Raw genomic sequence first — 26,756 nt, 5'->3', positions numbered from 1 at the left:
TGACAATGCAGTGATGGAGAACTTCTTTGGCATCCTCAAAAGCGAGATGTTTCATCGAACGAAATTCAGCAGCGTCGACCAGTTACAGCTCGCGATCACAAGCTACATCGAATACTATAATTGCAAGCGCATTAAATCGAGGCTGAAGGGCCTGAGTCCTGTGAAGTACAGGATTCGGTACGCGATCAGCTAGTTATCCTCGCTGTCCAACATTTGGGTGGCACTTCAGTCCGGCGGACCTGACCCCATTTTTTGTCTGCGCCGCATGCGCTTGTTACGGTATATACTTTTCACAACAACCCAAGGATAGACAGGCTGCAATGAGCGTTCAGGATTTACACGGCATCACACTGGAAGCAATCCTGACCCGGCTGGTGGACCACTACGGCTGGCAGCAACTCGGCAAGCACATTGAAATCAACTGTTTCATCAGCGACCCGAGCATCAAATCGAGCCTGAAATTTCTGCGCAAGACCCCCTGGGCGCGCACGAAGGTTGAGGAGTTGTACCTGGAGACGCAGTTCACCGATTAAAGCGAGAGCGACCATGTTGAACGAGAACGCATCGAACCTGAAGCAGCATCTGAAGACCCTGCACGCCGACCTGGCCAGCACTGGCGAGGTGGACGCGGAACTGAAGGACCTGCTGCGCCAGCTGGACGGCGACATCAAGATCCTGCTCGAACGCCGCCTGGCCGAAGACGCCGGCACCATCGAGCCGGAGAGCACGACCTACGGCCTGGCAGAACGCTCGCAGGAGATCACCGCCAAGTTCGCGGCCAAACATCCGCGCCTTGAGCCAGCCCTGCGCGAGCTGGGCAACATGTTGTCCAACATGGGCATCTAGGCAATTTTCGCCGCCGCGCTCGGGTCTGACCCCACGGCTCAGACCCAAACCTGCCGCCGTTTGTTGCCAAGTTATTGATACTTAAGCACTTTTTCCCCGCATTCGGGCCGTCCGGAACGTTTTCCGGTACAATACCGCCCAATGAACTCCCCAACAAACCTGTTTGCGACCGTCCCGAAGCGGTCTAGCCGCGCTGCCGCTGCGCCTTTCCTGCCGATGTCCCGCGCCGAGATGGACGCGCTCGGCTGGGATTCCTGCGACGTGATCCTGGTCACCGGCGATGCCTACATCGACCACCCGAGCTTCGGCATGGCGCTGGTTGGCCGCCTGCTCGAGGCCCAGGGCTTCCGCGTCGGCATCATCAGCCAGCCGGACTGGCACTCGGCCGACGCTTTCCGCGCGCTGGGCAAGCCGAACCTGTACTTCGGCGTCACCGCCGGCAACATGGACTCGATGGTCAACCGCTACACGGCCGACCGCAAGATCCGCTCCGACGACGCCTACACGCCCAACGGCGAACCGAACAAGCGCCCCGACCGCACCGTCACCGTGTACGCCCAGCGCGCGCGCGAAGCCTTCCCTGACGTCCCGGTGATCATCGGCTCGATCGAGGCCTCGCTGCGCCGCATCGCCCACTACGATTACTGGTCCGACAAGGTGCGCCGCTCGGTGCTGCCCGATTCGAAGGCCGACCTGCTCCTGTTCGGTAACGCCGAGCGCGCGCTGGTCGACCTGACGCATCGCCTGGCCGCCGGCGAAAACATCAAGGACATCCGCGACCTGCGCGGCACCGCCTTCATGGCGCCCGCCGGCTGGCTGCCCGCCGACGACTGGTCGGTCGCCAACTCGACCCGGGTCGACGTGCCCGGCAAGGTCGACGCGCATCCCGATCCGTACGCGATGGCCCAGGAAGACAAGAGCGCCTGCGCCACGGACAACGCCGCCGCCGCGCCTGAGGTGGTCAAACCGATCCGCATCATGACGCGCGAAGAGCGCCTGGCGCTGGCCAGGGAAAAACACGACAAGACCGTGGTGCGCCTGCCGGCCTACGACGTGGTCAAGGACGACCCGGTGATGTACGCGCACGCCTCGCGCGTGTTCCACCTGGAATCGAATCCGGGCAATGCGCGCGCGATGGTGCAGGCGCACGGCGAGCGCGATGTCTGGCTCAACCCGCCGCCGCTGCCGCTGGCGATGGACGAGATGGACGGCGTCTACGACATGAACTACGCGCGCGCGCCGCACCCTAGCTACGGCAAGGCCAAGATCCCGGCCTGGGACATGATCCGCTTCTCGGTCAACATCATGCGCGGCTGCTTCGGCGGCTGCACCTTCTGCTCGATCACCGAGCACGAAGGCCGCATCATCCAGAGCCGCAGCGAGCCGTCGATCCTGCGCGAGATCGAGCATATCCGCGACAAGACCAAGGGCTTCACCGGCACCATCTCGGACATGGGCGGCCCGACCGCGAACATGTACCGGCTGGCGTGCAAGGACAAGAAGATCGAGGAATCGTGCCGCCGCCTGTCGTGCGTGTACCCGACCATCTGCGTCAACCTGGGCACCGATCACAGCAAGCTGATTTCGCTGTACCGCAAGGCGCGCGCGATCCCGGGCATCAAGAAGGTGTTGATCAGCTCGGGCCTGCGCTACGACCTGGCGGTGCGTTCGCCCGAGTACGTGAAGGAACTGGTCACGCACCACGTCGGCGGCCTGCTGAAGATCGCGCCGGAGCACACCGAAGAAGGCACCTTGTCGAAGATGATGAAGCCGGGGATCGGCGCCTACGACGAGTTCAAGGCGATGTTCGACAAGTACTCGCTCGAAGCGGGCAAGAAGCAGTACCTGATCCCGTACTTCATCGCGGCGCATCCCGGCACCACCGACGAGGACATGCTGAACCTGGCGCTGTGGCTGAAGAAGAACAACTTCAAGCTGGACCAGGTGCAGACCTTCATGCCGACGCCGATGGCGATGGCGACCACCATGTACCACTCGCGCAAGAACCCTTTGAAGAAGGTGACGGCCGATTCGGAAGTGGTCGAGACGGCGAAGAGCGGCAAGGTGCGGCGTTCGCACAAGGCCTTCCTGCGCTACCAGGACCCGGCCAACTGGCCGATCCTGCGCGAGACGCTGGTGAAGATGGGGCGCGGCGACTTGATCGGCAATGGCGACCGCCACCTGGTGCCTGCGTGGCAGGCGTCGGAAGACGGCGGGCTGGCGGCGGGCGAGCGCAAGCGCCAGACCTCCGGCGCCGGCACGCTCGACAAGTTCGCGGCGGCGCCGAAGCGGGCCACCGCGCGCGCGATCGCGCCGACGCCGTTCATCGCGCCGGAGTCGAAGGTGCGGCCGTCGATCCTGGCGACCATCAAGACCAGGCCGAAGGCGGCTGCTCCGGCAGCCAAGGCGCGCGCCGGCCGCAAGTAAGGCGGGCCGTTTGCAGCATCGGGGGTCTGGTCCTGCGGAGCGACGGGGACGCCGAGTCCCCCTCTTCCGCGTCGCCCCAACATCGATCCTGTCGCCGTCCCACTGCGGCGTCAGGCCCAGGGCCTTGCCCCGACCCTTGCATGTGTGGCATCTCGCACACGCACGTGCGTACATCCCGCCACCGCATCCTTTTTCCGTGTAGTATAGTTCCTCACGGAAACAGTAATTGTAATTTCAATATCTGTTCCGCGTAGCAGGCAATCCGCCCGCGCTACGACGACCGTCGTCCTGCCGCCCAAAAATCGCGCAGGCCGGCACAAGGAACAGGCAGTGATCGATATCAGGACCTTCATGCTGGTGCTCGCCATCGGCAATATCGGGTTTGCCATTTTGATGGCGGGCTACGCGCGTTCGGCGACGGCTAATCCGGCCCTGCGCGCGTGGGCGTTCGCCAAGCTAGTGCAGGGTTGCGCCCACCTGCTCGGATGGCTGCGCCCGGACCTGCCGTGGATCGGCGTGGCCTACGCCGCCAACACCGCGCTGATCGCCGGCACCGCCATCGAGGCGGCTGCCTACTGCACCTTCTTCGGCTTCGCGCGCTGGCGCCTCGTGCTGTACCCGTTCACCCTGCTGGCGCTGGTGGTCATGCACGGCGCCCGCTTCAACCACGCCTCGCCCAACACGCTGGTGATCCTGATGTCGATGATCATCGCCTTTTACACCGCGGCGATGGCGACGATCCTGCTACGCCCCGGCGTCGGCCATTCGCTGCTGCAGCGGATCATCGGCGTCAACGGCCTGTTGTTCTTCGCCGCGATGAGCGCGCGCGCCTGGAGCGGTATCGTGCATGGCAGCCTCGCCGTGTTCACGCCTGGCGCCGTCCAAAGCCTGGCCTACCTGGCCGGCTACCTGCTGATGATCGTCAACGGCTTCGGCTTCCTGTTGCTGTGCAAGGAGAAGGACGACCAGCAGATGGCGCGGCTGGCCACCATCGACAGCCTGACCGGGCTGGTGAACCGGCGCGCGTTTTTCGAGCGTACCGAATCGGCGCGCTTGCTGGCCACCCGGCTGCGCAGCCCGATCGCGCTGATGATGATCGACATCGACCATTTCAAGCGGCTTAACGACCGCTTCGGCCACGCCACCGGTGACGAGGCCTTGTGCCTGTTCGCCGCGACCGCGCAGGCGACGCTGCGCGATCATGACATCATGGGAAGGTTGGGCGGGGAGGAGTTCGCGCTGGTTTTGCCGGGCACCGAACTTGAAGGGGCGGTGCTGGCGGCGGAACGGCTGCGCCGCGAAGTGGCGGCGGCGCAGATGGCGGTCAGCGGCGGCATGTACAGCATGACCATTAGCATCGGCGTGGTGGTGATCGATCCGAACGAGCATATCAACTCGGCGCTGGCGCGCGCGGATCACGCGCTGTATGCGGCCAAGAGCGCGGGACGCGACCGGGTGGAGGTGGGGCAGGCGCGATTGCGCGTGGTGGCGGGCTAGCGCCACGGGGTCTGGTCCTGCGGACCTGACCCCATCTTGAAGTTGACGTTATGCCTTTGCTTGCTCTTATAACCTGATCAGCAAAGAAAAAGCCCCGCCAAAAAGCGGGGCCTTTTCTTTGAGGCCGGCGGAACGCCCGGGACTCGCCTACCTTCGGCAGGCCGCCGAATCGCTTGCAAGCGATTCGCTTCGAGTCCCAATCCGYGCTCCCCGCAGGGGGAGCACTCTGACCCGTATATATAAKRAAAAAGCCCCGACAAGCGGGGCTTTTTYMTTGATGCTGGCGGAGCGGACGGGACTCGAACCCGCGACCCCCGACGTGACAGGCCGGTATTCTAACCAACTGAACTACCACTCCGTTGTTACTTTGATCGGTACCGCTGATCAGGATACAGTCATGACTGGTGGGCGCTGAGAGGCTCGAACTCCCGACCTAAGCCTTGTAAGGGCTCCGCTCTACCAACTGAGCTAAGCGCCCGCACACTTCATTTCGACTGCATCCGACGTTTGTCACCACGTCTGAAGAGGCCCGAATCATATCTAAATCTTCCGCACCGCGCAAGAGCTTTTTTTCGTGCGCCCGTATTTCCTCCATCTTTCAACTCATCAAAGTGTTGTATCGATTGGACGTATTGACGTGCATATCTTGCAGGGATTGCGCACGATGAAAGACAATGCCGGCAGTTCACATTCTTGGCCACCCACCAGACATCCTCACGATGCAGGCCAGCGGGAGACAGCAGGTGCAATTCCATCGCAAGGCTTCATTCAATTTTCTGAGGAATAAGATATGACCAAGTTGTCCAAGATGCACAGGCGCGTGTTGCGCGCAAACGGCGCCATGCTGGCCCTGACGGCCATGCTGCCGCTCGCTTCCGCCATCGCCCAGACCACTGCTCCAGAACTGCAAAGCGTCACCGTGACGGCCCAGCGCCGCACCGAGAACATCAAGGACGTGCCGGTCTCCGTCACCGCGATCAAGGGCGAAAAGCTCGACGTGATCGTCTCCGGCGGCGAAGACATCCGCGTGCTGGCCGGTAAAGTGCCTAGCCTGAACGTCGAATCGTCGAACGGCCGCACCTTCCCGCGCTTCTACATCCGCGGCTACGGCAACACTGACTTCAACACCTTCGCGTCGCAGCCTGTGTCGCTGATCTATGACGACGTGGTGCAGGAAAACCCGATCCTCAAAGGCTTCCCGATCTTCGACCTCGCCAGCGTCGAAGTGCTGCGCGGCCCGCAGGGCACCCTGTTCGGCCGCAACACCCCGGCCGGCGTGGTCAAGTTCGAATCCGAAAAGCCAAGCCTGAAAAAGGTCGAAGGCTACTATAACGGCACCTACGCATCGCATAACTCGGTCAACGTCGACGGCGCCGTCAACGTGCCGCTGTCGCCGGAATGGGCGTTGCGCTTCTCGACCCTGCGCCAGCACCGCGACAACTACGTCGACAACTACGCCGACACCGCGTTCACCGTCAAGCGCGGCGAACTGGAAGGCTACAACGAGCACGCCGAGCGCCTGCAGTTGCTGTACTCGCCGAACATCACCTTCAACGCGCTGTTCAACGTCCACCAGCGCACGACCACGGGCAGCTCGCGCCTGTTCCGCGCGAATCTGATCAAGAAGGGCACCAACGATTTCGTCGACGGCTTCGATGCGGACAAGATCGTCACCAACGCGCAGAACTACCAGAACCTCAAGACCAGCGGCGCCAGCGCGCGCCTGTCGTGGGACATGGGCGCGATCAAGCTGTACTCGATCACCGGCTACGAGCACGTCAACCGCTACCTGAGCCGCGGCGACATCGACGGCGGCACGCCGGCCGGTCCTGGCTTCATCCCGTTCCAGGTCGAGACGGCCGGCGGCATCACCGGCGTCAAGCAGTACTCGCAGGAGTTCCGCGCCGAGTCGAAGCTGGCGGGTCCGCTGAACTGGCAGGCCGGCGTGTACTACTTCAATGAAGACGCGAACGGCTTCAGCGACGCCTTCAACAGCAGCACCGGCGCGCAGACCACGCACCTGGCCAGCCACCAGAAGAACACCGCGTGGGCGGCGTTCGGCTCGCTGAACTACGCCATCAGCGACGCGTTCACCGTGCGCGGCGGCGTGCGCTACACCAAGGACGACAAGGACTTCAACACCGTCGAAGCCGTCAACGTGGTGCAGATCGGTCCGAACTCGGTCAGCGAGAGCAAGAGCAAAGTGAACTGGGACCTGAGCGGCACCTACAAGCTCGATAAGGACGTCAGCCTGTACGCGCGCGTCGCGACCGGCTTCCGCGCGCCGAGTATCGCCGCCGCGTCGGCCGCCGTGCCGATCACCGTGGCCGACGCCGAGACCATCACCTCGTACGAAGCGGGCGTCAAGGCCGACCTGCTGAATCGCCGCGCGCGCGTCGCGTTCAGCGTGTACGACTTCGACGTCAAGAACCAGCAGCTGACGGTGGTCGGCGGTAACTCGAACGTCAACCGCCTGATCAACGCGGCCAAGACCAAGGGTCGCGGCGCCGAGCTCGATTTCGAAGGCTTCGTCACCAGCGACTTCAAGGTCACGGCCGGCGGCAGCTACAACTTCACCGAGATCCGCGACGCCAGCCTGTCGATCGCCAACTGCGGCACGAAGTGCACGCCGCTCGACCCGGTCAATAGCGCCGGCCGCGCAATCATCGACGGCAATCCGCTGCCGCAGGCGCCGCGCTGGACGGTCAACGCGTCGGCACGCTACCAGTGGAACCTGGCCGACGGCCAGCTGTACGCGCTGACCGACTGGTCGTATCGCAGCAAGATCAACTTCTTCCTGTACGAGTCGGTCGAGTTCACCGGCAAGCCGCTGACCGAAGGCGGCCTGCGAGTGGGCTACATCTTCGGCAACGGCAAGTATGAAGTCGCCGCGTTCGGCCGCAACATCCTCGACAACCGCCGCATCACGGGCGGCATCGACTTCAACAACCTGACCGGCTTCATCAACGAGCCGCGCACGCTGGGCGTCCAGTTCAAGGGCAACTTCTAAGGTGGGTTTGGGGTAAGGTCCGTCGGACCTGACCCCGATGTTGCACGATGGCCGCGATTCAGTCGCGGCCTTTTTTTTGAACTCGTCCGCAAGAAAGGCGTCGAACCTGACCTCCAGGAGACTGCCATGCCCAGACCCCTTCGCATCGAATTCCCCGGCGCCATCCATCACGTGACGTCACGAGGCGATCGCCGCCAGACCATTTTTTTTGACGATGGCGACCGCCGCGCATGGCTGAAAATATTCAACGAGGTCTGTACGAGCTTCAATTGGACGGTGCACGCGTTCTGCCAGATGGGCAATCACTTTCATCTGATGATTGAGACGCCGGATGCCAATCTCGCGGGTGGCATGCGCCAGCTCAATGGCCGCTACACGCAATGCTTCAACCGCCGTCACGAGACAGTCGGACATTTATTCCAGGGCCGCTATCACGCGGTGCTGGTGCAGCGTCAATCGTACTTACTGGAATTGATGCGCTACATGGTTCTCAACCCGGTGCGGGCGGGGATGGTCGAGACTGCCGGCGGTTGGCCGTGGAGCAGCTACGCGATGACGTGCGGGCTGGCTGCGGCGCCTGATTGGCTGGAAGTGAGTTGGGTGCTGAGTCAATTCAGCGGGGAGCGCGCTCCGGCGATCAGGGCGTATCGTGAATTTGTCGCGCAGGGACACGGTCTCGGGAGTCCCTTGGCCAGCGGCCGGCTCGTTCTCGGCGACGATGCGTTCGTCGCTCAGTTCGGCGGCGGCGACAAGGGCGGGGTCAGGTCCGCCGGACCTGACCCCAGGGCTTAGGCCACGGCTCAAACTTGCAATAAATTAGGTCTTGGTGAATACTGTATGCATTTACAGTAGTCCCGTCCCCGCGTGAACGCTTCGGCCCGAAAAATTATCCACTGCGATTGCGATTGTTTCTACGCTTCGGTCGAGATGCGCGACGATCCGTCGCTGCGCGATGTGCCGCTCGCCGTCGGCGGCCGCCCCGACCAGCGGGGCGTCGTCGCCACCTGTAACTACGACGCGCGCCGCTACGGCATCCATTCGGCCATGGCCACCGCCACCGCCCTCAAGCTGTGTCCCGACCTGGTGGTCATCCCTCCCAACATGGAGAAGTACCGCGTCGCCTCGCGCCAGATCTTGGCCATCTACGGCGACTACACCGACCTGGTCGAGCCGCTGTCGCTCGACGAGGCTTATCTCGACGTCTCCAATTCGCCGCACTGCAAGGGCAGCGCCACCCTGATCGCGCAGCAGATCCGCCAGCGCATCTTCGACACGGTCGGCATCACCGCGTCGGCGGGCGTGGCGCCCAACAAGTTCGTCGCCAAGATCGCCAGCGACTGGAACAAGCCCGATGGCCTGTTCCTGGTGCGCCCGGACGAAGTCGACGCCTTCGTCGCCGCGCTGCCGGTCAAGAAGCTGCACGGTGTCGGCAAGGTCACCGCGGCGAAACTGAATGGCCTGGGCGTGCAGACCTGCGACGACCTGCGCGGCTGGACCATGCAGGAGCTGCAGCACCACTTCGGCAGCTTCGGCGCGCGCCTGCACGACCTGTGCCGCGGCATCGACAACCGCGTGGTGTCGAACGAGCGCGAACGCAAGTCGGTCAGCGTCGAGGAGACCTACACCCCCGATGTGCCGGATCTCGCCGCGTGCCTGGCGCTGCTGCCCGAGCTGTACGAAAGCCTGCAGGGCCGCATCAGGCGCGCCGGCGCCGAGCGCCATGTGCACAAGCTGTTCGCCAAGATCAAATTCGCCGATTTCGCCCAGACGACGGTCGAATGCGTCGGCGCCGCGCCCGACCCGGCGCAGTACGCGCGCCTGATGGAAACCGGCTTCCTGCGCCGGAACATGCCGGTGCGCCTGCTCGGCCTGGGCGTGCGCCTGGGCGAGGAGGAGACGCTGGCGCAGCTGTCCCTGTTCGCCGATGGCGCAGAACTCTGAGGCGCGCGCAAGGCCCAGTTGAAGTAAACATTTTCTACCCAACAGCGACGATTCCCGGCTCTTCCGAGCGTGTAGAATGTCGTTCCTTCTGTAATGCTGAAACAATCGGATATCAATTATGTGGTTTAAGAATCTCCAGATTTACCGCCTGCCCGCACCATGGAATTTCACCCCTGAGGAACTGGAAGCGGCCCTCGAGCCGAACAGCTTCGTGCCAGCCACCAGCAACGAGCTGCTGCGCCAGGGCTGGGACAAGCCGCGTCCGAACGGCGGCCTGGTCCACGTCGTCAACAAGCAGATGCTGATCCAGCTGGGCACCGAGAAGAAGCTGCTGCCAGGTTCGGTCATCAACCAGGTGGCCAAGGCCAAGGCGGCCGAATTGGAAGAAGCACAAGGTTTCGCGCCAGGCAAGAAGGCGATGAAGGAATTGAAAGAGCGCGTGGCCGACGAACTGCTGCCGCGCGCATTCAGCATCCGCAGCAACGTGTACACCTGGATCGATCCGGTCAACGGCTGGCTGGTGGTCGATGCGGCCAGCCCGGCCAAGGCCGACGACGTGATCAAGCTGCTGCTCAAGGCGGTCGACAAGCTGCCGCTCGAGAGCCTGCGCGTGCAGCGTTCGCCGGTCGCGGTGATGACGGCATGGCTGGAGACGGACGAGGCGCCGGTCGGCTTCACCGTGGACCAGGACACCGAGCTGCGCGCCACCGGCGAGAGCAAGGCCGCGGTGCGCTACGTGAAGCACGCGCTGGAAGCGGACGACATCCGCCGCCACATCGCCGCCGGCAAGCAGTGCACGCGCCTGGCGATGACGTGGAACGACAAGGTCTCGTTCGTGCTGACCGAGTCGCTGGCGATCAAGGGCATCAAGCCGCTCGACGTGATCAAGGAAAACGACGCGTCGACACGCAACGACGAAGAGCGCTTCGACAACGACATGATGATGATGACGGGCGAACTGGCGCAGATGATGGCCGACGTCGTCGAAGCCCTTGGCGGCGAAGCGAAGGCGTAAGCGGAAGTATGGGGTCAGGTCCGCCGGACCTGGCCCCGAATTTGTCACAGCGGCTGGAACACCCCGGCCGCTTTGTTCTTGGTGACGTTATCCCACCCGAACACCTGGCCGTTCATGGCCACGTACACGCCAGGCTGCAAGGTCTGCGCGACGCCCGTAGCAAATCCCAGATTGAACAGCGCATCCGAATTCGCGATCTCGTAAGGGATCATCGCGCCGGTCAACACGATCGCCTTGTCCAGCTTTGCCGCGCCCAGCACGCCGGCGGTCTCGCGCATCGTGTCGGTGCCGTGGATGATGACGATGGCTTTCTCTGCCGCCGCCTTGCACGACGCCAGCACGCGCGCGCGGTCGACGTCCTGCATGTCGAGCGAATCGAGCAGCGGCAGCACTTCCAGTTCGACCGGAATGGTCATGCGCGTGCGCGCCAGCACCGCCGGCAAATGGCTGGCGGCGAAATCGAGCTTGCCGGTCAGCTCGTCGTAGTGCTTGTCGAAGGTGCCGCCGGTGGCGATGATCCGCAAATTCATGGTGATGTGTGGTGTGTGTGAAAAGTGCCTCATGATAGCGCCTCGCACACGTGCTGTCGAAAACCTTGTATCCGGTTGTGACTACGCTAGAATCTTCATCAGCGCACCGCTACACTCGATCCAATGAAAACGCTCGCTCCAGGAACTGTCATCTTTCACCGCCACCGCGGCTACGGTGTGATCACGCATGTCAATTTGCTCACGGGCTGGATCAGCGCGCGCTTCGGCAGCGAGCAGCGCACGCTCGACCTGAACCTGTCCACCGACGACGTGCAGCACGCCGACGGCGAAGCGATCCTGTTCCGCCGTGCGCCGCCCGACCGCATGCCGCACGCGCGCCTGATGGCGATGGTGCGCGCTTTGCATGAGGCCGGTTACGAGAAGCTGTACCTGTACTCGTGGCCGAAGCCGTCCGGCCTGCACTGGCGCTGGCATCTGTTCACCGGCCAGCGCAACTGGATGCAGCGGCCGTGGCGCGAAGGCTGGTACGGCTCGGGCGCCGACTACAACGTCAATCCGGTGATGGGCTGGGGCGATTCGCCAGGCGCCTCGACCGACGAGCTGATCACCGCGCTGGCCAAGTTCGATCCGCAGGGGCTGGCGCAGGCGCTGGGGCGCGACGACGACCACACCGACTGGTTCAGGGGCGTGTGCGATGCGCTGCTGCCGGGGTACATGTACAGCCTCGATATGGAACGCGCGACGGCGGGCGGCCTGAAGGAAGTGCCGCCGGTGCCGGTGATTCCGGTGCGCGCGACCTTGCCGGCGTATGCGGGGCCGCAGATTGCCTGGCCGCCGGGATGGGCCGGCCTGTGGACGCGCGCCCACGTGGTGCCTGCGCCGCCAATCAGTATTACCGGCTGAAGCTCTGGACGCGGACCAAGGGCTGGCGTCAGGTCCGGCGGACCTGACCCCGGTTTTGCCGCCGCCGCGTGCCGAAGTCAGCGAGCCAGCACCTCGGAATTCAAAATCCCGCTCGGCTTGCCCTCGGCGAAGTTGACGATGTTGCGGAACGCCGCCTCGAAATACAGCTCGTAGCTGTCCTTCTCGACATACCCCAGGTGCGGCGTCGCCAGCACCGTCGGCATGCGCAGCAGCGGCGCATCCGGCGCCAGCGGCTCGCTGGTAAACACATCCAGCGCCGCCGCCCCCGGCCGTCCCTGCGGCAGCGCCGCCTCCAGCGCGCCTTCCTCGACCAGCTCAGCCCGGCTGGTATTGACGAACAGCGACGCGCACTTCATGCGCGCCAGGTCCTGGGCCGTGACAATCCCGCGCGTCGCATCTACCAGCCGCAGATGCACCGTCAGCACATCGGCCCGCTCGAAGAACTCTTCCTGCGACCCGGCGGCTTGAAAACCGTCCGCCAGCGCCGCCGTCCGGCTCGCCTCGCGTCCCCACACCAGCACGCTCATGCCGAACGCCTTGCCGTAGCCCGCCACCATCTTGCCGATCTTGCCGTAGCCCCAGATCGCCAGCGTCTTGCCCTTCAACACGCTGCCGAGTCCATTGAGCGCCGGATTGATCGACGCCGTCTGCCACAGCCCGTCCTTCAGGTTGTTCGCGTACGGCACGATCTTGCGGCTCGCCGCCATGATCAGCGCCCAGGTCAGCTCGGCCGGCGCGACCGGCGATCCCACGCCCTCGGCGATCGCCACGCCGCGGGCGGTCGCCGCCGCCACGTCGATGTGGCCGGCCACCTTGCCGGTCTGCGAGATCAGCTTCAGGTTGGGCAGCTTGGCCAGCAGCGCGCTGGTGATGGCGGTGCGCTCGCGGATCAACACCAGCGCATCGTACGTCCCCAGCCGGATCGCCAGCTGGCCCAGGCCGCGCGTCGAATTGTTGAACACCTTCACCTCATGCCCGTCCAGCAGCTTGAAGCAATCCAGGTTGCGCACGGCATCCTGATAGTCGTCGAGGACAGCTATTTTCATTGGTATTGGTAGAAAGATAATAAAACTTCGTAGGTAAATAACAGGAATTCCGCGGCCCCGAGTAGCCTACTACTTTAGTCAACTACTATTACTACATTTTCGCGGTTTTGGCGTTTTAATCATCGTTTTGCAGGTGTACAATCGGCGCGATATTTTGAGAATTTGACTAGACCGCTTTCGAAATTACTTGCGTAGTCAAGTTTTTTTCCAGCCGCGCCGAGCGCGCTGTGCCGACCGCCGCGCTGCGTTCACGCCGGCGGTCCCGACCAGAATTCTTAATTGTTTTGGAGGTACCGCATGAACCAGCCCGCCATGAAAGGCATATCCGCCTTGAACGTCCCAGCTTACATCAAACACCAAAAACTGATCAATTGGGTCGCGGAAATCGCCGCGCTGGCCAAGCCGGACCGCATCTACTGGTGCGACGGCTCGCAGGAAGAATACGACCGCCTGTGCGCCGAGATGGTCGCCGCCGGCACGATGAAAAAGCTGAACCCGGCCAAGCGCCCGAACTCCTTCCTGGCGCTGTCCGATCCGACCGACGTCGCGCGGGTCGAAGACCGCACCTTCATTTGCAGCGCCACGAAAGAGCAGGCCGGCCCGACCAACAACTGGATGGCGCCCGCCGAAATGCGCGAGACGCTGCACGGCCTGTTCGACGGCTGCATGGCCGGCCGCACGATGTACGTGGTGCCGTTCTCGATGGGCCCACTCGGCTCGCCGATCGCCCACATCGGCGTCGAGCTGTCCGACACGCCTTATGTCGCCGTCAACATGCGCATCATGACGCGCATGGGCCGCGCGGTGTACGACGTGCTGGGCGACGACGGCGAGTTCGTGCCGGCGGTGCACACCGTCGGCGCACCGCTGCAGGAAGGCCAGAAGGATGTCGCCTGGCCGTGCAACGCCACCAAGTACATCGTCCACTTCCCCGAGACGCGCGAGATCTGGTCGTACGGCTCCGGCTACGGCGGCAACGCGCTGCTGGGCAAAAAGTGCTTCGCGCTGCGCATCGCCTCGAACATGGGCCAGCAGGAAGCCAAGGCCGGCGGCGACGGCTGGCTGGCCGAGCACATGCTGATCCTCGGCGTCGAATCGCCGGAAGGGAAGAAGCACTACGTCGCGGCGGCTTTCCCGTCGGCCTGCGGCAAAACCAATTTCGCGATGATGATCCCGCCGGCCGGCTTCAACGGCTGGAAGGTCACCACGGTCGGCGACGACATCGCCTGGATCAAGCCGGGCAAGGACGGCCGCCTGGTCGCGATCAATCCGGAAGCGGGCTACTTCGGCGTCGCGCCGGGCACCAACGAAAAGACCAACGCCAACTGCATGGCTTCCATGCGCGAGAACTCGATCTTCACCAACGTCGCGCTGACCGACGACGGCGACGTGTGGTGGGAAGGCCTGACCAAGGAAGCACCGGCGCACCTGATCGACTGGCAGGGCAAGGACTGGACGCCGGCATCGGGCACCAAGGCCGCGCACCCGAACTCGCGCTTCACCGTCGCGGCGACGCAGAACCCGGTGCTCGACCCGTCGTGGGACGATCCGGCCGGCGTGCCGATTTCGGCCTTCATCTTCGGCGGGCGCCGTTCGACCACGGTGCCGCTGGTGACCGAAGCGCGCGACTGGACCGAGGGCGTGTACATGGCCGCGACGATGGGCTCGGAGACGACGGCCGCTGCCGCCGCCAAGATCGGCGTGGTGCGGCGCGACCCGTTCGCGATGCTGCCGTTCATCGGCTACAACATGAGCGACTACTTCCAGCACTGGCTCGACATGGGCAAGAAGCATCCGGAAAAAATGCCGAAGATCTTCTGCGTGAACTGGTTCCGCACCGACGACGAAGGCAACTTCGTGTGGCCTGGATTCGGCGACAACATGCGCGTGCTGAAGTGGATGCTGGACCGGATCGATGGCAAGGCCGGCGGCGTCGAGCACCTGTTCGGCATCACGCCGCGGTACGAGGACATGAACTGGGAAGGGCTCGAGTTCAGCCGCGAGCAGTTCGACAAGATCACCTCGATCGACGCCGACGCGTGGAAGGAAGAAGTGAAGCTGCACGACGAACTGTTCGACAAGCTGGCGTATCACCTGCCGCGGGAACTGGTGGAAACGCGCAAGGCGCTCGAGTCGCGCATGGCGGCGTAACAGCGATTCAGCGGCGCCGAAAAAAAGGGGTCAGGTCCGTCGGACCTGACCCCATTTTTATTTCAGCAGTGGCACCAGATACTTCCCGGTCACGCTGTTCTTGTCCTTCGCCACATCCTCCGGCGTCCCGAACGACACGATCTGCCCGCCCCCGGCGCCGCCTTCCGGCCCCAAATCCACAATCCAGTCCGCCGTCTTGATCACGTCGAGGTTGTGCTCGATGACGACCAGCGTATTGCCCTGGTCGCGCAGGCGATGCATCACCTTCAGCAGCAAGTCGATGTCCTGGAAGTGCAGGCCGGTGGTCGGCTCGTCGAGGATGTACAGCGTGCGCCCCGTATCGCGCTTCGACAGCTCCAGCGACAACTTGACCCGCTGCGCCTCGCCGCCCGACAGCGTGGTCGCGCTCTGTCCCAGCTTGATGTAGCCGAGGCCCACGTCGAGCAGCGTCTGCAGCTTCCTCGCGATGACCGGCACCGGCTTGAAGAACTCGTGCGCGTCCTCCACCGTCATGTCCAGCACTTCGGTGATGTTCTTGCCCTTGTACTGCACCTCGAGCGTCTCGCGGTTGTAGCGCTTGCCGTGGCAGACGTCGCACGGCACGTACACGTCCGGCAGGAAGTGCATCTCGACCTTGATCACGCCGTCGCCCTGGCACGCTTCGCAGCGCCCGCCCTTGACGTTGAACGAGAAGCGCCCGGCGCTGTAGCCGCGCTCCTTCGCCGTCGGCACCGTCGAGAACAGGTCGCGGATCGGCGTGAACAGGCCGGTGTAGGTGGCCGGATTCGAACGCGGCGTGCGCCCAATCGGCGCCTGGTCGACCGAGATCACCTTGTCGAAGTGTTCCAGGCCGCTGATCGAATCGTGCGGCGCCGGCTCGGTCTGCGAGCCGTAGAGGTGGCGCGACAGCGCCGGGTACAGCGTGTCGTTCACCAGGGACGACTTGCCCGAGCCGGACACGCCGGTCACGCAGGTCATCAGGCCGACCGGCAGGTGCAGCGACACCTTCTTCAGGTTGTTGCCGGTCGCGCCGGTGATCAAGAGCTGCTTGTCCGGATTGGCCGCGTGGCGCTTCTTCGGCACCGCGATCTTCAGCGTGCCGTTCAGGTACTTCGCGGTCAGCGACTTCTTGTTTTTCAGGATCTGCGCCAGCGTGCCTTCGGCGCACACCTCGCCGCCGTGCGCGCCCGCGCCAGGACCCATATCGACGATGTAGTCGGCGGTGCGGATCGCGTCTTCGTCGTGCTCCACCACCAGCACGGTGTTGCCGATGTCGCGCAGGTGCTTGAGCGTTTCGATCAGGCGGTCGTTGTCGCGCTGGTGCAGGCCGATCGACGGCTCGTCGAGCACGTACATCACGCCGGTCAGGCCGGAGCCGATCTGCGACGCCAGCCGGATGCGCTGCGCCTCGCCGCCCGACAGCGTGTCGGCGCTGCGGTCGAGCGACAGGTAATCGAGGCCGACGTTATTGAGGAACTTCAGGCGCGAGATGATCTCCTTGATCACGCGGTCGGCGATGTCCTTCTTGGCGCCCTTGAGCGTCAGCTTCTCGAAGTACGCCAGGCAGTCGCGCAGCGGCTTGTTGGCCACTTCGTAGATCGCGCGCTGCTGCTTGCCGGCGCCCAGCTTGACGTAGCGCGCTTCCACGCGCAGGCGCGCGCCTTCGCACGACGGGCACTTTTTCTCGTTGATGAACTTCGCCAGTTCCTCTTTCACCGCCATCGAATCGGTCTCGCGATAACGGCGCTGCAGGTTGGTGACGACGCCTTCGAAGGTGTGCTCGCGGATTACGGTGCGGCCGCGCTCATTGACATAGGTGAACGGGATCGAAGTCTTGCCCGAGCCGTACAGCACCGCCTTTTGCGCCGCTTCCGGCAGCTGCTCGAACGGCTTGTCGATGTCGAAGTCGTAGAACGCGGCCAGGTTCGACAGCATCTGGAAGTAGAACTGGTTGCGGCGGTCCCACCCCTTGATGGCGCCCGACGCGAGCGACAGGTTGGGAAAGGCGACGATGCGCTTCGGGTCGAAGAACTCGATGTGGCCGAGGCCATCGCACTCCGGGCAGGCGCCCATCGGATTGTTGAACGAGAACAGGCGCGGCTCGAGTTCCTGCAGCGAGTAGCCGCAGACGTTGCACGCGAACTTGTTGGAGTAGACATGCTCCGCGGCCGAATCCATTTCGAGCGCCACGGCGCGGCCATCGGCCAGGCGCAGCGCGGTCTCGAACGATTCGGCCAGGCGCTGCTTGATCTCGGCGTTGACCTTGACGCGGTCGATCACCACGTCGATGGTGTGCTTCTCGGTTTTCTTCAAGGTCGGCATGTCGTCGATCTCGTAGATCTTCGCCTCGTGCGTGCCGCTCTGGATACGGAAACGCACGAAGCCCTGCGCCTGCATCGACGCGAACAGGTCGGCGTGCTCGCCCTTGCGATTGGCGACCACCGGCGCGAGGATCATCAGCTTGGTGCCTTCTTCCATCGCCAGCACGGCGTCGACCATCTGCGACACCGTCTGCGCGGCCAGCGGATGCTCCGAGTGATCGGGGCAGTACGGCGTGCCGACGCGCGCGTACAGCAGGCGCAGGTAGTCGTGGATTTCGGTGACGGTGCCGACGGTCGAACGCGGATTGTGCGAGGTGGCTTTCTGCTCGATCGAGATGGCCGGCGACAGGCCTTCGATCAGGTCGACGTCGGGCTTTTCCATCAGCTGCAGGAACTGGCGCGCGTAGGCCGACAGCGACTCGACGTAGCGGCGCTGGCCTTCGGCGTACAGCGTGTCGAACGCCAGCGACGACTTGCCGGAGCCGGACAGGCCGGTGATCACCGTCAGCTTGTTGCGCGGCAGGTCGAGGTTGATGTTCTTCAGGTTGTGCGTGCGGGCGCCGCGGATGCGGATCTGTTCCATGTATTGTGCTTTCAATGGGTGAAGCGAGGCCGGCGCGCACGAAAAAACCTGGGTCGGCGGGGCCAAAAAAGGGACAACCTGTAACTATAGCCGTGTTTCAATTCCGGCGCGCTCGCGAGTCACGATCGGCGCGCCTGCGCCGCTTGCCGACGCGATGACGACTACTGTATATAATAACAGTATTATTGCTCACTGCAAACGGTAGAATACGGGCCTAGTTGGGCTGGATCTCCGGCTTTCCAATGGCAAATATGCCAGAAGTTCAAAATAAAGTTCGGATTCGCGAGCGGCGTCAGCAAATGTAAAAAAATCCATTTCTGACTGGGGGAAGTTTTGCCATAATGGCGTGTTCGCGAGGACACCGATACCCTGGCGCTTAGTCAAGTGCAGAGCCAGGGCCCACAAAAATCAGAGGAGCATTACATGGCATCTGTTAACAAGGTCATCATCGTCGGCAACCTGGGCCGCGATCCGGAAATCCGCTACATGCCGAGCGGCGACGCGATCGCCAACATCGCCGTGGCCACTTCGTACAAATCGAAGGACCGCAACACCGGCGAGCAGAAAGAGCTGACCGAGTGGCACCGTATTTCGTTCTTCGGCCGCCTGGCCGAGATCGTTGGTCAATACCTGAAGAAGGGTTCGTCGGTCTACGTCGAAGGCCGCCTGCAGACCCGCAAGTACACCGACAAGGATGGCGTCGAGAAGTACGCAACCGACATCATCGCCGAGAACATGCAGATGCTGGGCGGTCGCCAGGGCATGGGCGGCGACGCCGGCATGGATGACGGCGGCTACGAGAGCAGCGCCCCGAGCCGTCCGCAGCCGCAGCAGCAGCGCCAGGCGCCGCCGGCCCCGGCCGCGCGTCCGCAGCCGAAGCCGGCTCCGAACTTCTCGGACATGGACGACGACATCCCGTTCTAAGAAATTTGCGTCTCAGCCAAAAGCGCCTTGCAGTTCAAGGCGCTTTTTTGTTGTCGCAGTCATTTGAGAATAATGGCGACAAACATCATGACGCTGAAAATAATTCCACCCACGACGACAAACACGCCAATAAAGTGCGTGCGCTAGCTCCGCTAGCTCTTCACGCGCCGCGGGCCAAGGGCGGGGGTCAGGTCCGGTGGACCTGACCCCGGGGTTGTCGGCGCAAAAAAATAGCCACGCCGTGATTTCACGGGTGGCTATTTTCGTATCCGCCGCGCGGATTAGTGCTTCTGTTCTTGCTTCGCGCCACCGCCCGCGCCTTTGTCGCTGCCGGCTTTCTCACGGCTCATGTGGTCATGGCTGGACTTGTCGCTGTCGTGGCCCGGCGTCTTCGTTGCCTTGGCATCGGCTTCGGTTTCAGGGCTGCCCGACTGGCGGTTCTGGGTATCGGTCGATTTCGATTGGGTCATGGTGTCTCCTTGGTTGCTCTGTAGGTAGGTCATGATGGGGCGCGCACGGGACCGCGTCTGTGCGCCAAACCACGGTCGGAAATCGGATGCCGCGCGCTCCTGTTATATCATTCTGCTGATCCGGGCCGGCATATCCGGCGCTTTTTTCCCATCAGGAGTTTTCATGACCTCAATCGCAGCCCTTCGCGGCGCCCTCATCGCCGCTGTCCTCGGCGTCGCCCTGACCGCGCACGCGGACAGTTTCACTTCTTCCGCGTCGAGCGCCGGCTCGGCGTCGATCGGCAGCATCTCGGATTCGTTCGGCGCGTCGAGCAACAGCTCGAGCGGCGACAACAAGCGCGCCGACGGCCGCTATCGCCTCACCGACATCGGCGACGCCCCGGGCCGCGCCGGCGTCGCGCGCCTGACCATGCAGGGCGGCGACCCGCATCAGCGCATCGTGCTGGACCTGCCGAAAGCCGTCGTGCAGAAGCAGGGTTTTGTAACAGGCGACTTCGTGCACGCCAAAAACCGCGACTACGGCATCGAGTTCGCGCGCGACGACACCCGCACCGCGTTCTACCTGGTGCTGGCCGACGAGTGGTTCAACGAGCTGGCGGCGCGCAAGGTCACCATCTGATGATAGGCCGCGCGCTCGTGCTGGCGCTGGTGTTCGCGGCCGGCGCGGCGCAGGCGTCGTCCCACTCGTCGCGCTTCTGCGACCGCACGCAGGAGCTCACCGCCAGCCAGCAGGACAAGCTGTTGCGCTTCGCCGCCGTCGTGCGCGAGGAGCTGGCGCTGACCGAAGGCGGCGCCGCGCTGATCAGCCGCTCGGGACTCGACCTGTCGCGCTTCAACATCCGCTATTCACACGCCGCGGTCGCCTGGCGCGGCGACAGCGGCGCCTGGACCGCGCGCCAGCTGTACTACGCCTGCGACGAGAAGCGGCCGCGCGTGTTCGACCAGGGCCTGGCCGGATTCGCGATGGGCACCGACGATCCCGCGCTGGGCTACGTGTCGATCGTGCGCATGCCGGCCGACGCGGCCGACGCCATCAAACGCGCTTCGCTCGACACGCCACGCGCGCTGCACCTGGTGGCGGCGCGCTACAGCGCCAACGCCTATCCGTTCAGCCTCCTGTACCAGAACTGCAACCAGTGGGTCGCGGAGATGATCGCCGCGGGCTGGGGCGGCCTGTCCGACGGCGACGACCTGCGCGAGCGCGCCCAGCGATGGCTGCGCGAGTCGCGCTATTCGCCGGAGCCGGTCGCGGTGGGCTCGCGCCTGCTGATGATCGCGGCGTCGTTCATCCCGTTCCTGCACCTGGACGACCATCCCGATGCGGACCGCGACGCGATGCTGCTGCAAGTGAGCCTGCCGACGGCGCTGGAAGGGTTTGTGCGCGAGCGCATCGCCGGCAGCGAGCGCGTCGAGGTGTGCCACGATGAGCGCCGCGTCGTGGTGCATCGCGGCTGGACGCCGGTCGCCGCGGGCTGCGTGCCAGGCGCGGACGACCGCGTATTGTCGCTGGAGTAGCCGCGATGCACAAGGGAGTCATCTACGCTTTGCTGGCCGCGGCGCTGTTCGGCGCCAGCACGCCGTTTGCCAAGACGCTGGTCGGCCAGGTCGCGCCGGTCGGACTGGCCGGCATGCTGTATCTCGGCAGCGGCCTGGGGCTGCTCGCCTGCATCGCGGTGCGCGCGCTGTCGGGCGGCGACAAGCCGGCCGGATTGTCGAAGTCCGACCTGCCGTGGCTGGCCGGCGCGATCGCCGCCGGCGGCATCGCGGGCCCGGTGCTGCTGATGATCGGACTGTCGCTGACGGCGGCGTCCACCGCGTCGCTGCTGCTGAACATGGAGGGCGTGCTGACGTCGATGCTGGCGTGGTTCGTCTTCAAGGAGAACTTCGACCGGCGCATCTTCATCGGCATGCTGTTCATCGTGGCGGCCGGCGCGCTGCTGTCGTGGGACCAGGCGCCGGCGCTCGGCGTGCCTTGGGGCGCGCTGGCCATCATCGGCGCCTGCCTGTGCTGGGGCGTCGACAACAACCTCACGCGCAAGGTCTCCGCCAGCGACGCGCTGCAGATCGCCTGCGCGAAAGGCCTCGCGGCGGGCATTGTCAATCTCGGCATCGCGTTTGCGCTCGGATTCCGCCTGCCCGCGCCGGGGACGGTGGCGCTGGCGGCGCTGGTCGGATTCGGCGGCTATGGCCTCAGCCTGGTGATGTTCGTGCTGGCGCTGCGCCACCTCGGCACCGCGCGAACGGGTGCGTATTTTTCGGCCGCGCCGTTTGTCGGCGCTGCGATCTCGCTGCTGGCGCTGCGCGAGACGCCGGGTGCGCTGTTCTGGGTTGCCGCGGCGCTGATGGGCGCCGGGATCTGGCTGCACCTGTCCGAGCGGCACGAGCACGATCACACGCACGAGCGGCTGTCTCATGCGCACACGCATAGCCACGACGAGCATCATCAGCATGAGCACGACGCCGATTGGGATGGCACGGAGCCGCATTCGCATCCGCATGAGCACGAGCCGATGACGCACGCGCATCCGCACTACCCTGATATCCACCATCGTCACGAACATTGAAAACAACATGAAACTTATTCCGGTTGCGCTGGCGCTTGCCTGCGCCGCGCCAGCCCTAGCCCAAGACCACGATCACGCGGCGATGATGGCGGCGAAGCCGCAAGCGATGGCAATGGAGCCGCACGCGATGCCGATGACCGGCGCGTTCGGCCCGTACAAGATGTCGCGCGATGCCTCCGGCACCAGCTGGCAGCCCGACGCCACGCCGATGGACGGCATCCACAACATGGACGGCGACTGGATGACCATGTGGCACGGGAACGTCACCGCCGTCTACGACCATCAGGGCGGCCCGCGCGGCGGCAAGCAAACCTTCGCCGAGAGCATGCTGATGTTCATGGCGCAGCGCCCGATGGGCGCGGACGGCACGCTGGGCCTGCGCGCGATGGCGTCGCTCGATCCGACCATGGGCAAAGCCGGCTATCCGCTGCTGTTCCAGGCCGGGGAGACCGCCGACGGCCACCACGCGCTGGTCGACCGCCAGCATCCGCACGACTTGCTGATGGAGCTGTCGGCCAGCTACAGCCGCAAGCTCGGCCCCGCCAGTTCGGCCTTCGTCTACGCCGGCCTGCCAGGCGAGCCGGCGCTTGGGCCGTCCGCCTACATGCACCGCGCCTCCGGCATGGACAATCCCGAGGCGCCATTGACCCACCACTGGCTCGACTCGACCCACGTCGCGTTCGGCGTGGTCACCGCCGGTTACGTGTGGAACAAGCTGAAGCTGGAGGCGTCGGTGTTCAACGGCCGCGAGCCGGACCAGTATCGCTGGAACATGGAAGTGCGCAAGCTCGATTCGGCGTCCGCGCGGCTGTCGTGGAATCCGACGCCGGAATGGGCGCTGCAGGTCAGCCACGGGCGCCTCGACAGCCCCGAAGGTTTGGAGCCGGAGATGTCGGTGCGGCGCACCACCGCCTCGGCCAGCTACCAGCACGCGCTGGTCGGCCGGCCGATGCAGACCACCTTCGCGTGGGGCCGCAACAAGCGCGATCCGGGCCAGGCCACCGACGGCTACCTGCTCGAGTCGGCGCTGCACGTGGACCCGGCGACGTCGCTGTTCGCACGCTTCGAGCGCGTCGCCAACGACGAACTGTTCGATCACGACTCGCCGCTGCACGGCCAGGCCTTCAACGTGCGCAAGCTGTCGGCGGGATTCGCGCGCGATGTGTTCAGCGCCGGCCAGGTGCGCTTCAGCGCCGGCGCGCTGGCTAGCAAGTACTGGAAGCCGGGCGTGCTGGACCAGTTCTACGGCGCCAATCCGACGTCGTTCATGGTGTTTTTCCGCGCCAGGCTGGCGCCCCCCGCATCGCGGCCGTGAAGAAGCGGTAGCAGTTGCGGCCGGCGCTCTTGGCGGCGTACATCGCGGCGTCGGAGTTGTCGACCAGTTCTTCCGGCCTGCAGCCGTCGCGGGGATACACGCTGATGCCGATGCTGGCGGAAATGGCCGCGTGGCCCGCGGCCAGCGCGAACGGCTGGCGCAGGTCGTCCAGGATTTCCGCGGCGATCAGGTCGATGTGCGAGGCCTCGGTGACGTCGCTCAGGATTACCGTGAATTCGTCGCCGCCCAGGCGCGCCACGGTGTCCGTCACGCGCGTGCGAACCTTGATGCGCCCGGCGACCTGCTGCAGCAGTTCGTCTCCCGCGGCGTGCCCCATCCGGTCGTTGACCTCCTTGAAGCCGTCGAGGTCGACGAACAGCAGCGCCAGCGACAGGTGGGTGCGCGCCGCATGCTGGACTTCGTGCTCGAGCCGTTCGCGGAACAGGCCGCGGTTCGGCAGGTCGGTGAGCACGTCGTGGTCGGCGCGGCGCTGGATGCGTTCCTCTGCGAGCTTGCGCACGGTGATGTCGCGCGCATTGCCGGCGATCGCTTCGCAGCGCCCGGCGGGATTCAAGACCGGCATCAGCAGGTATTCGAATGTGCGGGTGCTGCCATCGGGGGCGGCGAACTGCATCTCGCCCCGGTAGGCGTCGCCGCTTCGAATCGCTCCTTGCACAAGGTCGGCGATGTCGGGAACGAATTTGTGCGCCAGCTCGAAGAAGTCGGCGTCGGCCAGTTCGGCCGGCGTGCGCTGAAACGCCGCGGCAAAGGCCGGGTTGGCGTAGATGAGCGCGCCGCTCGGCTCGGCGATGTAATTGAGGTCGGGCGAACTGGCCAGCAGAGCCTGGAACAGCCGCGCGCGCCGGTCCTTCATTTCGGTGAACTGGGCCAGCGATTCGGCCACCGCCTGGTCGATCGCTTCGTTGAACCGGGTGATGTCGACCGCCTCGGCGTGCGCGTTGCCCCACATCCGCAGCACGCTGGCGCGCAGCGCGCGAAATTCGGCAATCGCTTCGTTGACGTCGAACCCCTGGGTAAATCGCGACAGGCCGTGCAGCTCGGCGTCGGTGACTTCCGGCGCCAACGGCCCCTTGCCCTTCGATTTGTCCTCCTGCTCGACAGCAGTCTGCGCGCGATCGAGGTCGACTGCGATGGCCAGCAAAATACCGCGCGCGTGATCGCGCAGGTCGGCCCGCCCCAGGTTGAACGCGTGGGGACTCTCCCTGGCAAACTTTTCCCATTCGTTCAGGATCGGTTCGATTTGATTGCGGATGAACGTGGCAAGCTGCATAGGGACGGGCCAGCAAAAAACAATTAGACAGCCCGGAAGGCCGACCGTTCCATTATGCGCCGTCGCGCGGGCGCCAAGCGAAAAAGCGGTATGATTGGCCGCATCCTTTTCCATTCCCGTCGCCCATGCTCCAGACTCCCGCATCGTTCACTCCGCTGATGTCGCCGCAAGAGCACGCCGAGCCGCTGACGTTCCTGTTCCATCAGGGCAAGCTGCTGGTGCGTGAGGACGATTTGTCGCTGCCGGACGCGGCGGCGGTCGCGGCGCTCGAACTGGGGCCGCACCAGCTGCATCCGGTCGGCCTGCTGGGCGAGCGCTACGTGCAGGCGGGCTGGGTCGACCGCGACGCGCTGCCGGCCGAGGGCTTCGGCTGGCGCGGCCTGCGCTCGATGTTCGGCGCGCTGCAGGAAGACGTGCTGGGCCTGGCCGGGCGCGCGGCGCAGATTGCCGAGTGGGCGCGCACGCACCGCTTCTGCGGCGCCTGCGGCAATCCGATGGCGCTGGCCGCGGGCGAGCGCTGCTTCCAGTGCAGCCGCTGCGGCCACCTGGCGTATCCGCGCATCTCGCCGGCCATGATGGTGCTGATCCGCAAGGGCGACCAGGTGCTGCTGGCGATGCACACGGCGTCGCCGAGCAAGCGATTCAGCCCGCTCGCCGGCTTCCTCGAAGCGGGGGAGTCGGTGGAGGAGGCGGTGCATCGCGAGGTGTTCGAGGAGGTCGGGCTGCGCGTGCACAACTTGCGGTATTTCGCCAGCCAGTCATGGCCGTTTCCGCATTCGCTGATGATCGCGTTCACCGCCGATTATCTCGATGGCGAGATCAAGGTCGACCAGGCCGAGATCAGCGAGGCGCGCTGGTTCGGCCCGGGTGACGAGTGGCCGGAGCGGATCGCGCATGTGTCGATTTCCAGCATGCTGATCGACGCGCACCGGCCGCAGGAATAATCGACGCCGCAGACCAAAACCCGGTGGCTAGGCGCCCCCGTCGCTCCGGCGGACCTGACCCCCTTTCTCAGCCGGCGCTTCTTGGGGTTTGGCGCCGGTGCCGCGCAGCTGCATGATCCGCTGCAAGGTCGAGAACCAGAACGGCGCGCCGAACAGCGCGGTCGACGCCGTGATCAGCCAGCCCGCCACCTGCATCGCGAATGCGCCATCGAGCACCGGCGGGAATGCGCTCCAGCCGATCGGCAAGGCGAACAGCTGCTCGATGGCATGCAGGTCGACCGTATTCGCCGGCGCCGCGCCCAGTTCCGCCACCGCCGCCGGATGCAGCCACAGCGTGCGGAACAGGTGGATGCTGTCGATGTTGAACATGATCGCCATCAGCAACGTGAGCAGCACGCTGACCAGCAGCGAGCGGCGCTTGTATTCGCCCGACACACGCTCCATCGCGCTGTCGAACCAGCCGGCCACGCCTTCCTGGAACGCCTTCATCTCGCCGCCGGCGCGCTGGTAGATGCCCTGCAGCGCGCGCCGCACCTGCGGATCGGCCAGCGCGTCTATGTCGCGCCCGAGCTGGGTGTAGTCGCCGGGGATGGTCTGGATCGTGTCGACCAGCGCGATGGCGAAGTGCAGCGGCTCGATGTAGGAGGGCTTGGCCTTGAGCCGATCGGCGTCGGCGCCGTCGTCGTGCGGGTTGACCAGCGCGTGGCTGTACAGCTTGCGCGCCAGTCCGGTGAACTGGGGATCGTTGAGCATGGTCTTGATGCCGTCGAGCAGGGTGTGGGCGCGCAGGTGCAGCGCCGACGCCAGGCCTTCCTGCACCGTGCTGACGGTCAGCGCGATGGTGGCGTAGCAAAAACTCATACCGATCGCGACTTCAAGGACGGTGGAGCCGAGCATGATGTTCTCCTGGTGCGATAATGACAACTCCACGCTACGCCTGGGGCCGTATGGCCGGGTTCGGTTAGCGCAAGCAAGTGTAAAAACCGCGCCGCAGCA

23 protein-coding genes and 2 tRNA genes are annotated in these 26,756 nt (G+C 64.6%); 17 read left to right on the top strand and 8 right to left on the bottom strand.

Annotated elements, in window-relative coordinates:
* The 5 genes from AC1D02_RS20485 to AC1D02_RS20465 all read left to right on the top strand — a co-directional run.
* Positions 1-193 (top strand): IS3 family transposase (locus tag AC1D02_RS20485; protein ID WP_477317141.1); only part of this gene is annotated, 193 nt, incomplete at its 5' end.
* Positions 194-320: 127 nt separating this feature from the next.
* A complete protein-coding gene (locus tag AC1D02_RS20480) occupies positions 321-533 on the top strand; it encodes a VF530 family protein (protein ID WP_477320308.1) in 213 nt (70 codons plus the stop codon).
* A 13-nt stretch (positions 534-546) separates the two neighbouring features.
* Positions 547-846, top strand: coding sequence for a DUF4404 family protein (locus AC1D02_RS20475; RefSeq protein ID WP_477320306.1), 300 nt, complete (start codon positions 547-549; stop codon positions 844-846).
* Between the two features lie 216 nt (positions 847-1,062).
* Positions 1,063-3,273, top strand: a complete 2,211-nt coding sequence (locus tag AC1D02_RS20470; RefSeq protein WP_477320312.1) for a YgiQ family radical SAM protein — start codon at positions 1,063-1,065, stop codon at positions 3,271-3,273.
* 330 nt (positions 3,274-3,603) lie between these two features.
* Positions 3,604-4,770, top strand: a complete 1,167-nt coding sequence (locus AC1D02_RS20465) for a GGDEF domain-containing protein (RefSeq protein WP_477320304.1) — start codon at positions 3,604-3,606, stop codon at positions 4,768-4,770.
* 281 nt (positions 4,771-5,051) lie between these two features.
* Here AC1D02_RS20465 and AC1D02_RS20460 read toward each other — a convergent pair.
* Together AC1D02_RS20460 and AC1D02_RS20455 are read right to left on the bottom strand one after the other, a co-directional pair.
* Positions 5,052-5,128, bottom strand: a tRNA-Asp gene (locus AC1D02_RS20460).
* Positions 5,129-5,172: 44 nt separating this feature from the next.
* Positions 5,173-5,248: transfer RNA gene (locus AC1D02_RS20455), tRNA-Val, on the bottom strand.
* A 312-nt stretch (positions 5,249-5,560) separates the two neighbouring features.
* Here AC1D02_RS20455 and AC1D02_RS20450 point away from each other — a divergent pair.
* From AC1D02_RS20450 to AC1D02_RS20435, 4 genes are all read left to right on the top strand, one after another.
* Entirely contained in the window at positions 5,561-7,780 is a 2,220-nt protein-coding gene (locus AC1D02_RS20450; RefSeq protein ID WP_477320302.1) for a TonB-dependent receptor, read from the top strand.
* A gap of 126 nt (positions 7,781-7,906) precedes the next feature.
* Positions 7,907-8,572 (top strand): transposase, encoded by a 666-nt coding sequence (locus AC1D02_RS20445; RefSeq protein ID WP_477320300.1) that lies wholly within the window; start codon positions 7,907-7,909, stop codon positions 8,570-8,572.
* Positions 8,573-8,644: 72 nt separating this feature from the next.
* Positions 8,645-9,721, top strand: a complete 1,077-nt coding sequence (gene dinB, locus AC1D02_RS20440; protein WP_477320298.1) for a DNA polymerase IV — start codon at positions 8,645-8,647, stop codon at positions 9,719-9,721.
* Between the two features lie 118 nt (positions 9,722-9,839).
* Complete coding sequence (locus AC1D02_RS20435) at positions 9,840-10,736, top strand: recombination-associated protein RdgC (protein ID WP_477320296.1); 897 nt, start codon at positions 9,840-9,842, stop codon at positions 10,734-10,736.
* A gap of 44 nt (positions 10,737-10,780) precedes the next feature.
* Here AC1D02_RS20435 and AC1D02_RS20430 read toward each other — a convergent pair whose 3' ends face one another.
* The gene (locus AC1D02_RS20430; RefSeq protein ID WP_477320294.1) at positions 10,781-11,266 is read right to left on the bottom strand and encodes an asparaginase domain-containing protein; all 486 of its coding nucleotides are present in this window, start codon (positions 11,264-11,266) and stop codon (positions 10,781-10,783) included.
* A gap of 123 nt (positions 11,267-11,389) precedes the next feature.
* Here AC1D02_RS20430 and AC1D02_RS20425 point away from each other — a divergent pair, with 123 nt between their 5' ends.
* Positions 11,390-12,130 (top strand): L-asparaginase, encoded by a 741-nt coding sequence (locus AC1D02_RS20425; RefSeq protein WP_477320292.1) that lies wholly within the window; start codon positions 11,390-11,392, stop codon positions 12,128-12,130.
* 77 nt (positions 12,131-12,207) lie between these two features.
* Here the strand turns inward: AC1D02_RS20425 and AC1D02_RS20420 are convergent, their stop codons facing one another.
* A complete protein-coding gene (locus tag AC1D02_RS20420; RefSeq protein WP_477320290.1) occupies positions 12,208-13,197 on the bottom strand; it encodes a D-2-hydroxyacid dehydrogenase family protein in 990 nt (329 codons plus the stop codon).
* A 297-nt stretch (positions 13,198-13,494) separates the two neighbouring features.
* On the opposite strand from AC1D02_RS20420, the gene AC1D02_RS20415 reads away from it, so the two are divergent.
* Complete coding sequence (locus AC1D02_RS20415) at positions 13,495-15,348, top strand: phosphoenolpyruvate carboxykinase (GTP) (RefSeq protein ID WP_477320288.1); 1,854 nt, start codon at positions 13,495-13,497, stop codon at positions 15,346-15,348.
* 57 nt (positions 15,349-15,405) lie between these two features.
* Here the strand turns inward: AC1D02_RS20415 and uvrA are convergent, their stop codons facing one another.
* A complete protein-coding gene (gene uvrA, locus AC1D02_RS20410; protein WP_477320286.1) occupies positions 15,406-18,252 on the bottom strand; it encodes an excinuclease ABC subunit UvrA in 2,847 nt (948 codons plus the stop codon).
* Between the two features lie 423 nt (positions 18,253-18,675).
* Between uvrA and ssb the strand changes: the two genes are divergently transcribed.
* Positions 18,676-19,176 carry a single-stranded DNA-binding protein gene (gene ssb / locus AC1D02_RS20405; protein ID WP_477320284.1) on the top strand — a complete coding sequence of 167 codons (501 nt, stop codon included), beginning with the start codon at positions 18,676-18,678 and terminating at the stop codon, positions 19,174-19,176.
* Between the two features lie 281 nt (positions 19,177-19,457).
* Here the strand turns inward: ssb and AC1D02_RS20400 are convergent, their stop codons facing one another.
* Positions 19,458-19,646, bottom strand: a complete 189-nt coding sequence (locus AC1D02_RS20400) for a hypothetical protein (RefSeq protein WP_477320282.1) — start codon at positions 19,644-19,646, stop codon at positions 19,458-19,460.
* A gap of 163 nt (positions 19,647-19,809) precedes the next feature.
* On the opposite strand from AC1D02_RS20400, the gene AC1D02_RS20395 reads away from it, so the two are divergent.
* The 4 genes from AC1D02_RS20395 to AC1D02_RS20380 are packed head-to-tail and all read left to right on the top strand — an operon-like array spanning position 19,810 to position 23,525.
* Positions 19,810-20,265: a hypothetical protein gene (locus tag AC1D02_RS20395; RefSeq protein ID WP_477320280.1), complete on the top strand. Its 456-nt coding sequence runs from the start codon at positions 19,810-19,812 to the stop codon at positions 20,263-20,265.
* Complete coding sequence (locus AC1D02_RS20390; protein ID WP_477320310.1) at positions 20,262-21,161, top strand: DUF2145 domain-containing protein; 900 nt, start codon at positions 20,262-20,264, stop codon at positions 21,159-21,161. Before AC1D02_RS20395 ends, AC1D02_RS20390 begins: the two co-directional genes overlap by 4 nt.
* Positions 21,162-21,166: 5 nt before the next feature.
* Positions 21,167-22,210, top strand: a complete 1,044-nt coding sequence (locus AC1D02_RS20385) for a DMT family transporter (protein ID WP_477320278.1) — start codon at positions 21,167-21,169, stop codon at positions 22,208-22,210.
* 7 nt (positions 22,211-22,217) lie between these two features.
* Positions 22,218-23,525 (top strand): hypothetical protein, encoded by a 1,308-nt coding sequence (locus AC1D02_RS20380; RefSeq protein WP_477320276.1) that lies wholly within the window; start codon positions 22,218-22,220, stop codon positions 23,523-23,525.
* Here the strand turns inward: AC1D02_RS20380 and AC1D02_RS20375 are convergent.
* Positions 23,476-24,816 (bottom strand): diguanylate cyclase domain-containing protein, encoded by a 1,341-nt coding sequence (locus tag AC1D02_RS20375; protein ID WP_477320274.1) that lies wholly within the window; start codon positions 24,814-24,816, stop codon positions 23,476-23,478. The two genes, AC1D02_RS20380 and AC1D02_RS20375, sit on opposite strands and share 50 nt — an antisense overlap.
* Before the next feature lie 125 nt (positions 24,817-24,941).
* Between AC1D02_RS20375 and nudC the strand changes: the two genes are divergently transcribed.
* Positions 24,942-25,760 carry an NAD(+) diphosphatase gene (nudC, locus tag AC1D02_RS20370; RefSeq protein WP_477320272.1) on the top strand — a complete coding sequence of 273 codons (819 nt, stop codon included), beginning with the start codon at positions 24,942-24,944 and terminating at the stop codon, positions 25,758-25,760.
* 27 nt (positions 25,761-25,787) lie between these two features.
* Here the strand turns inward: nudC and AC1D02_RS20365 are convergent, their stop codons facing one another.
* Positions 25,788-26,657, bottom strand: a complete 870-nt coding sequence (locus tag AC1D02_RS20365; protein ID WP_477320270.1) for a hypothetical protein — start codon at positions 26,655-26,657, stop codon at positions 25,788-25,790.
* Positions 26,658-26,756: the final 99 nt, after the last annotated feature.

It is taken from the genome of Massilia sp. P1_C10 (assembly GCF_056406475.1).
Note: the sequence above shows the minus strand (reverse complement) of the source record. Positions and strands in the feature narration are given on the sequence as shown.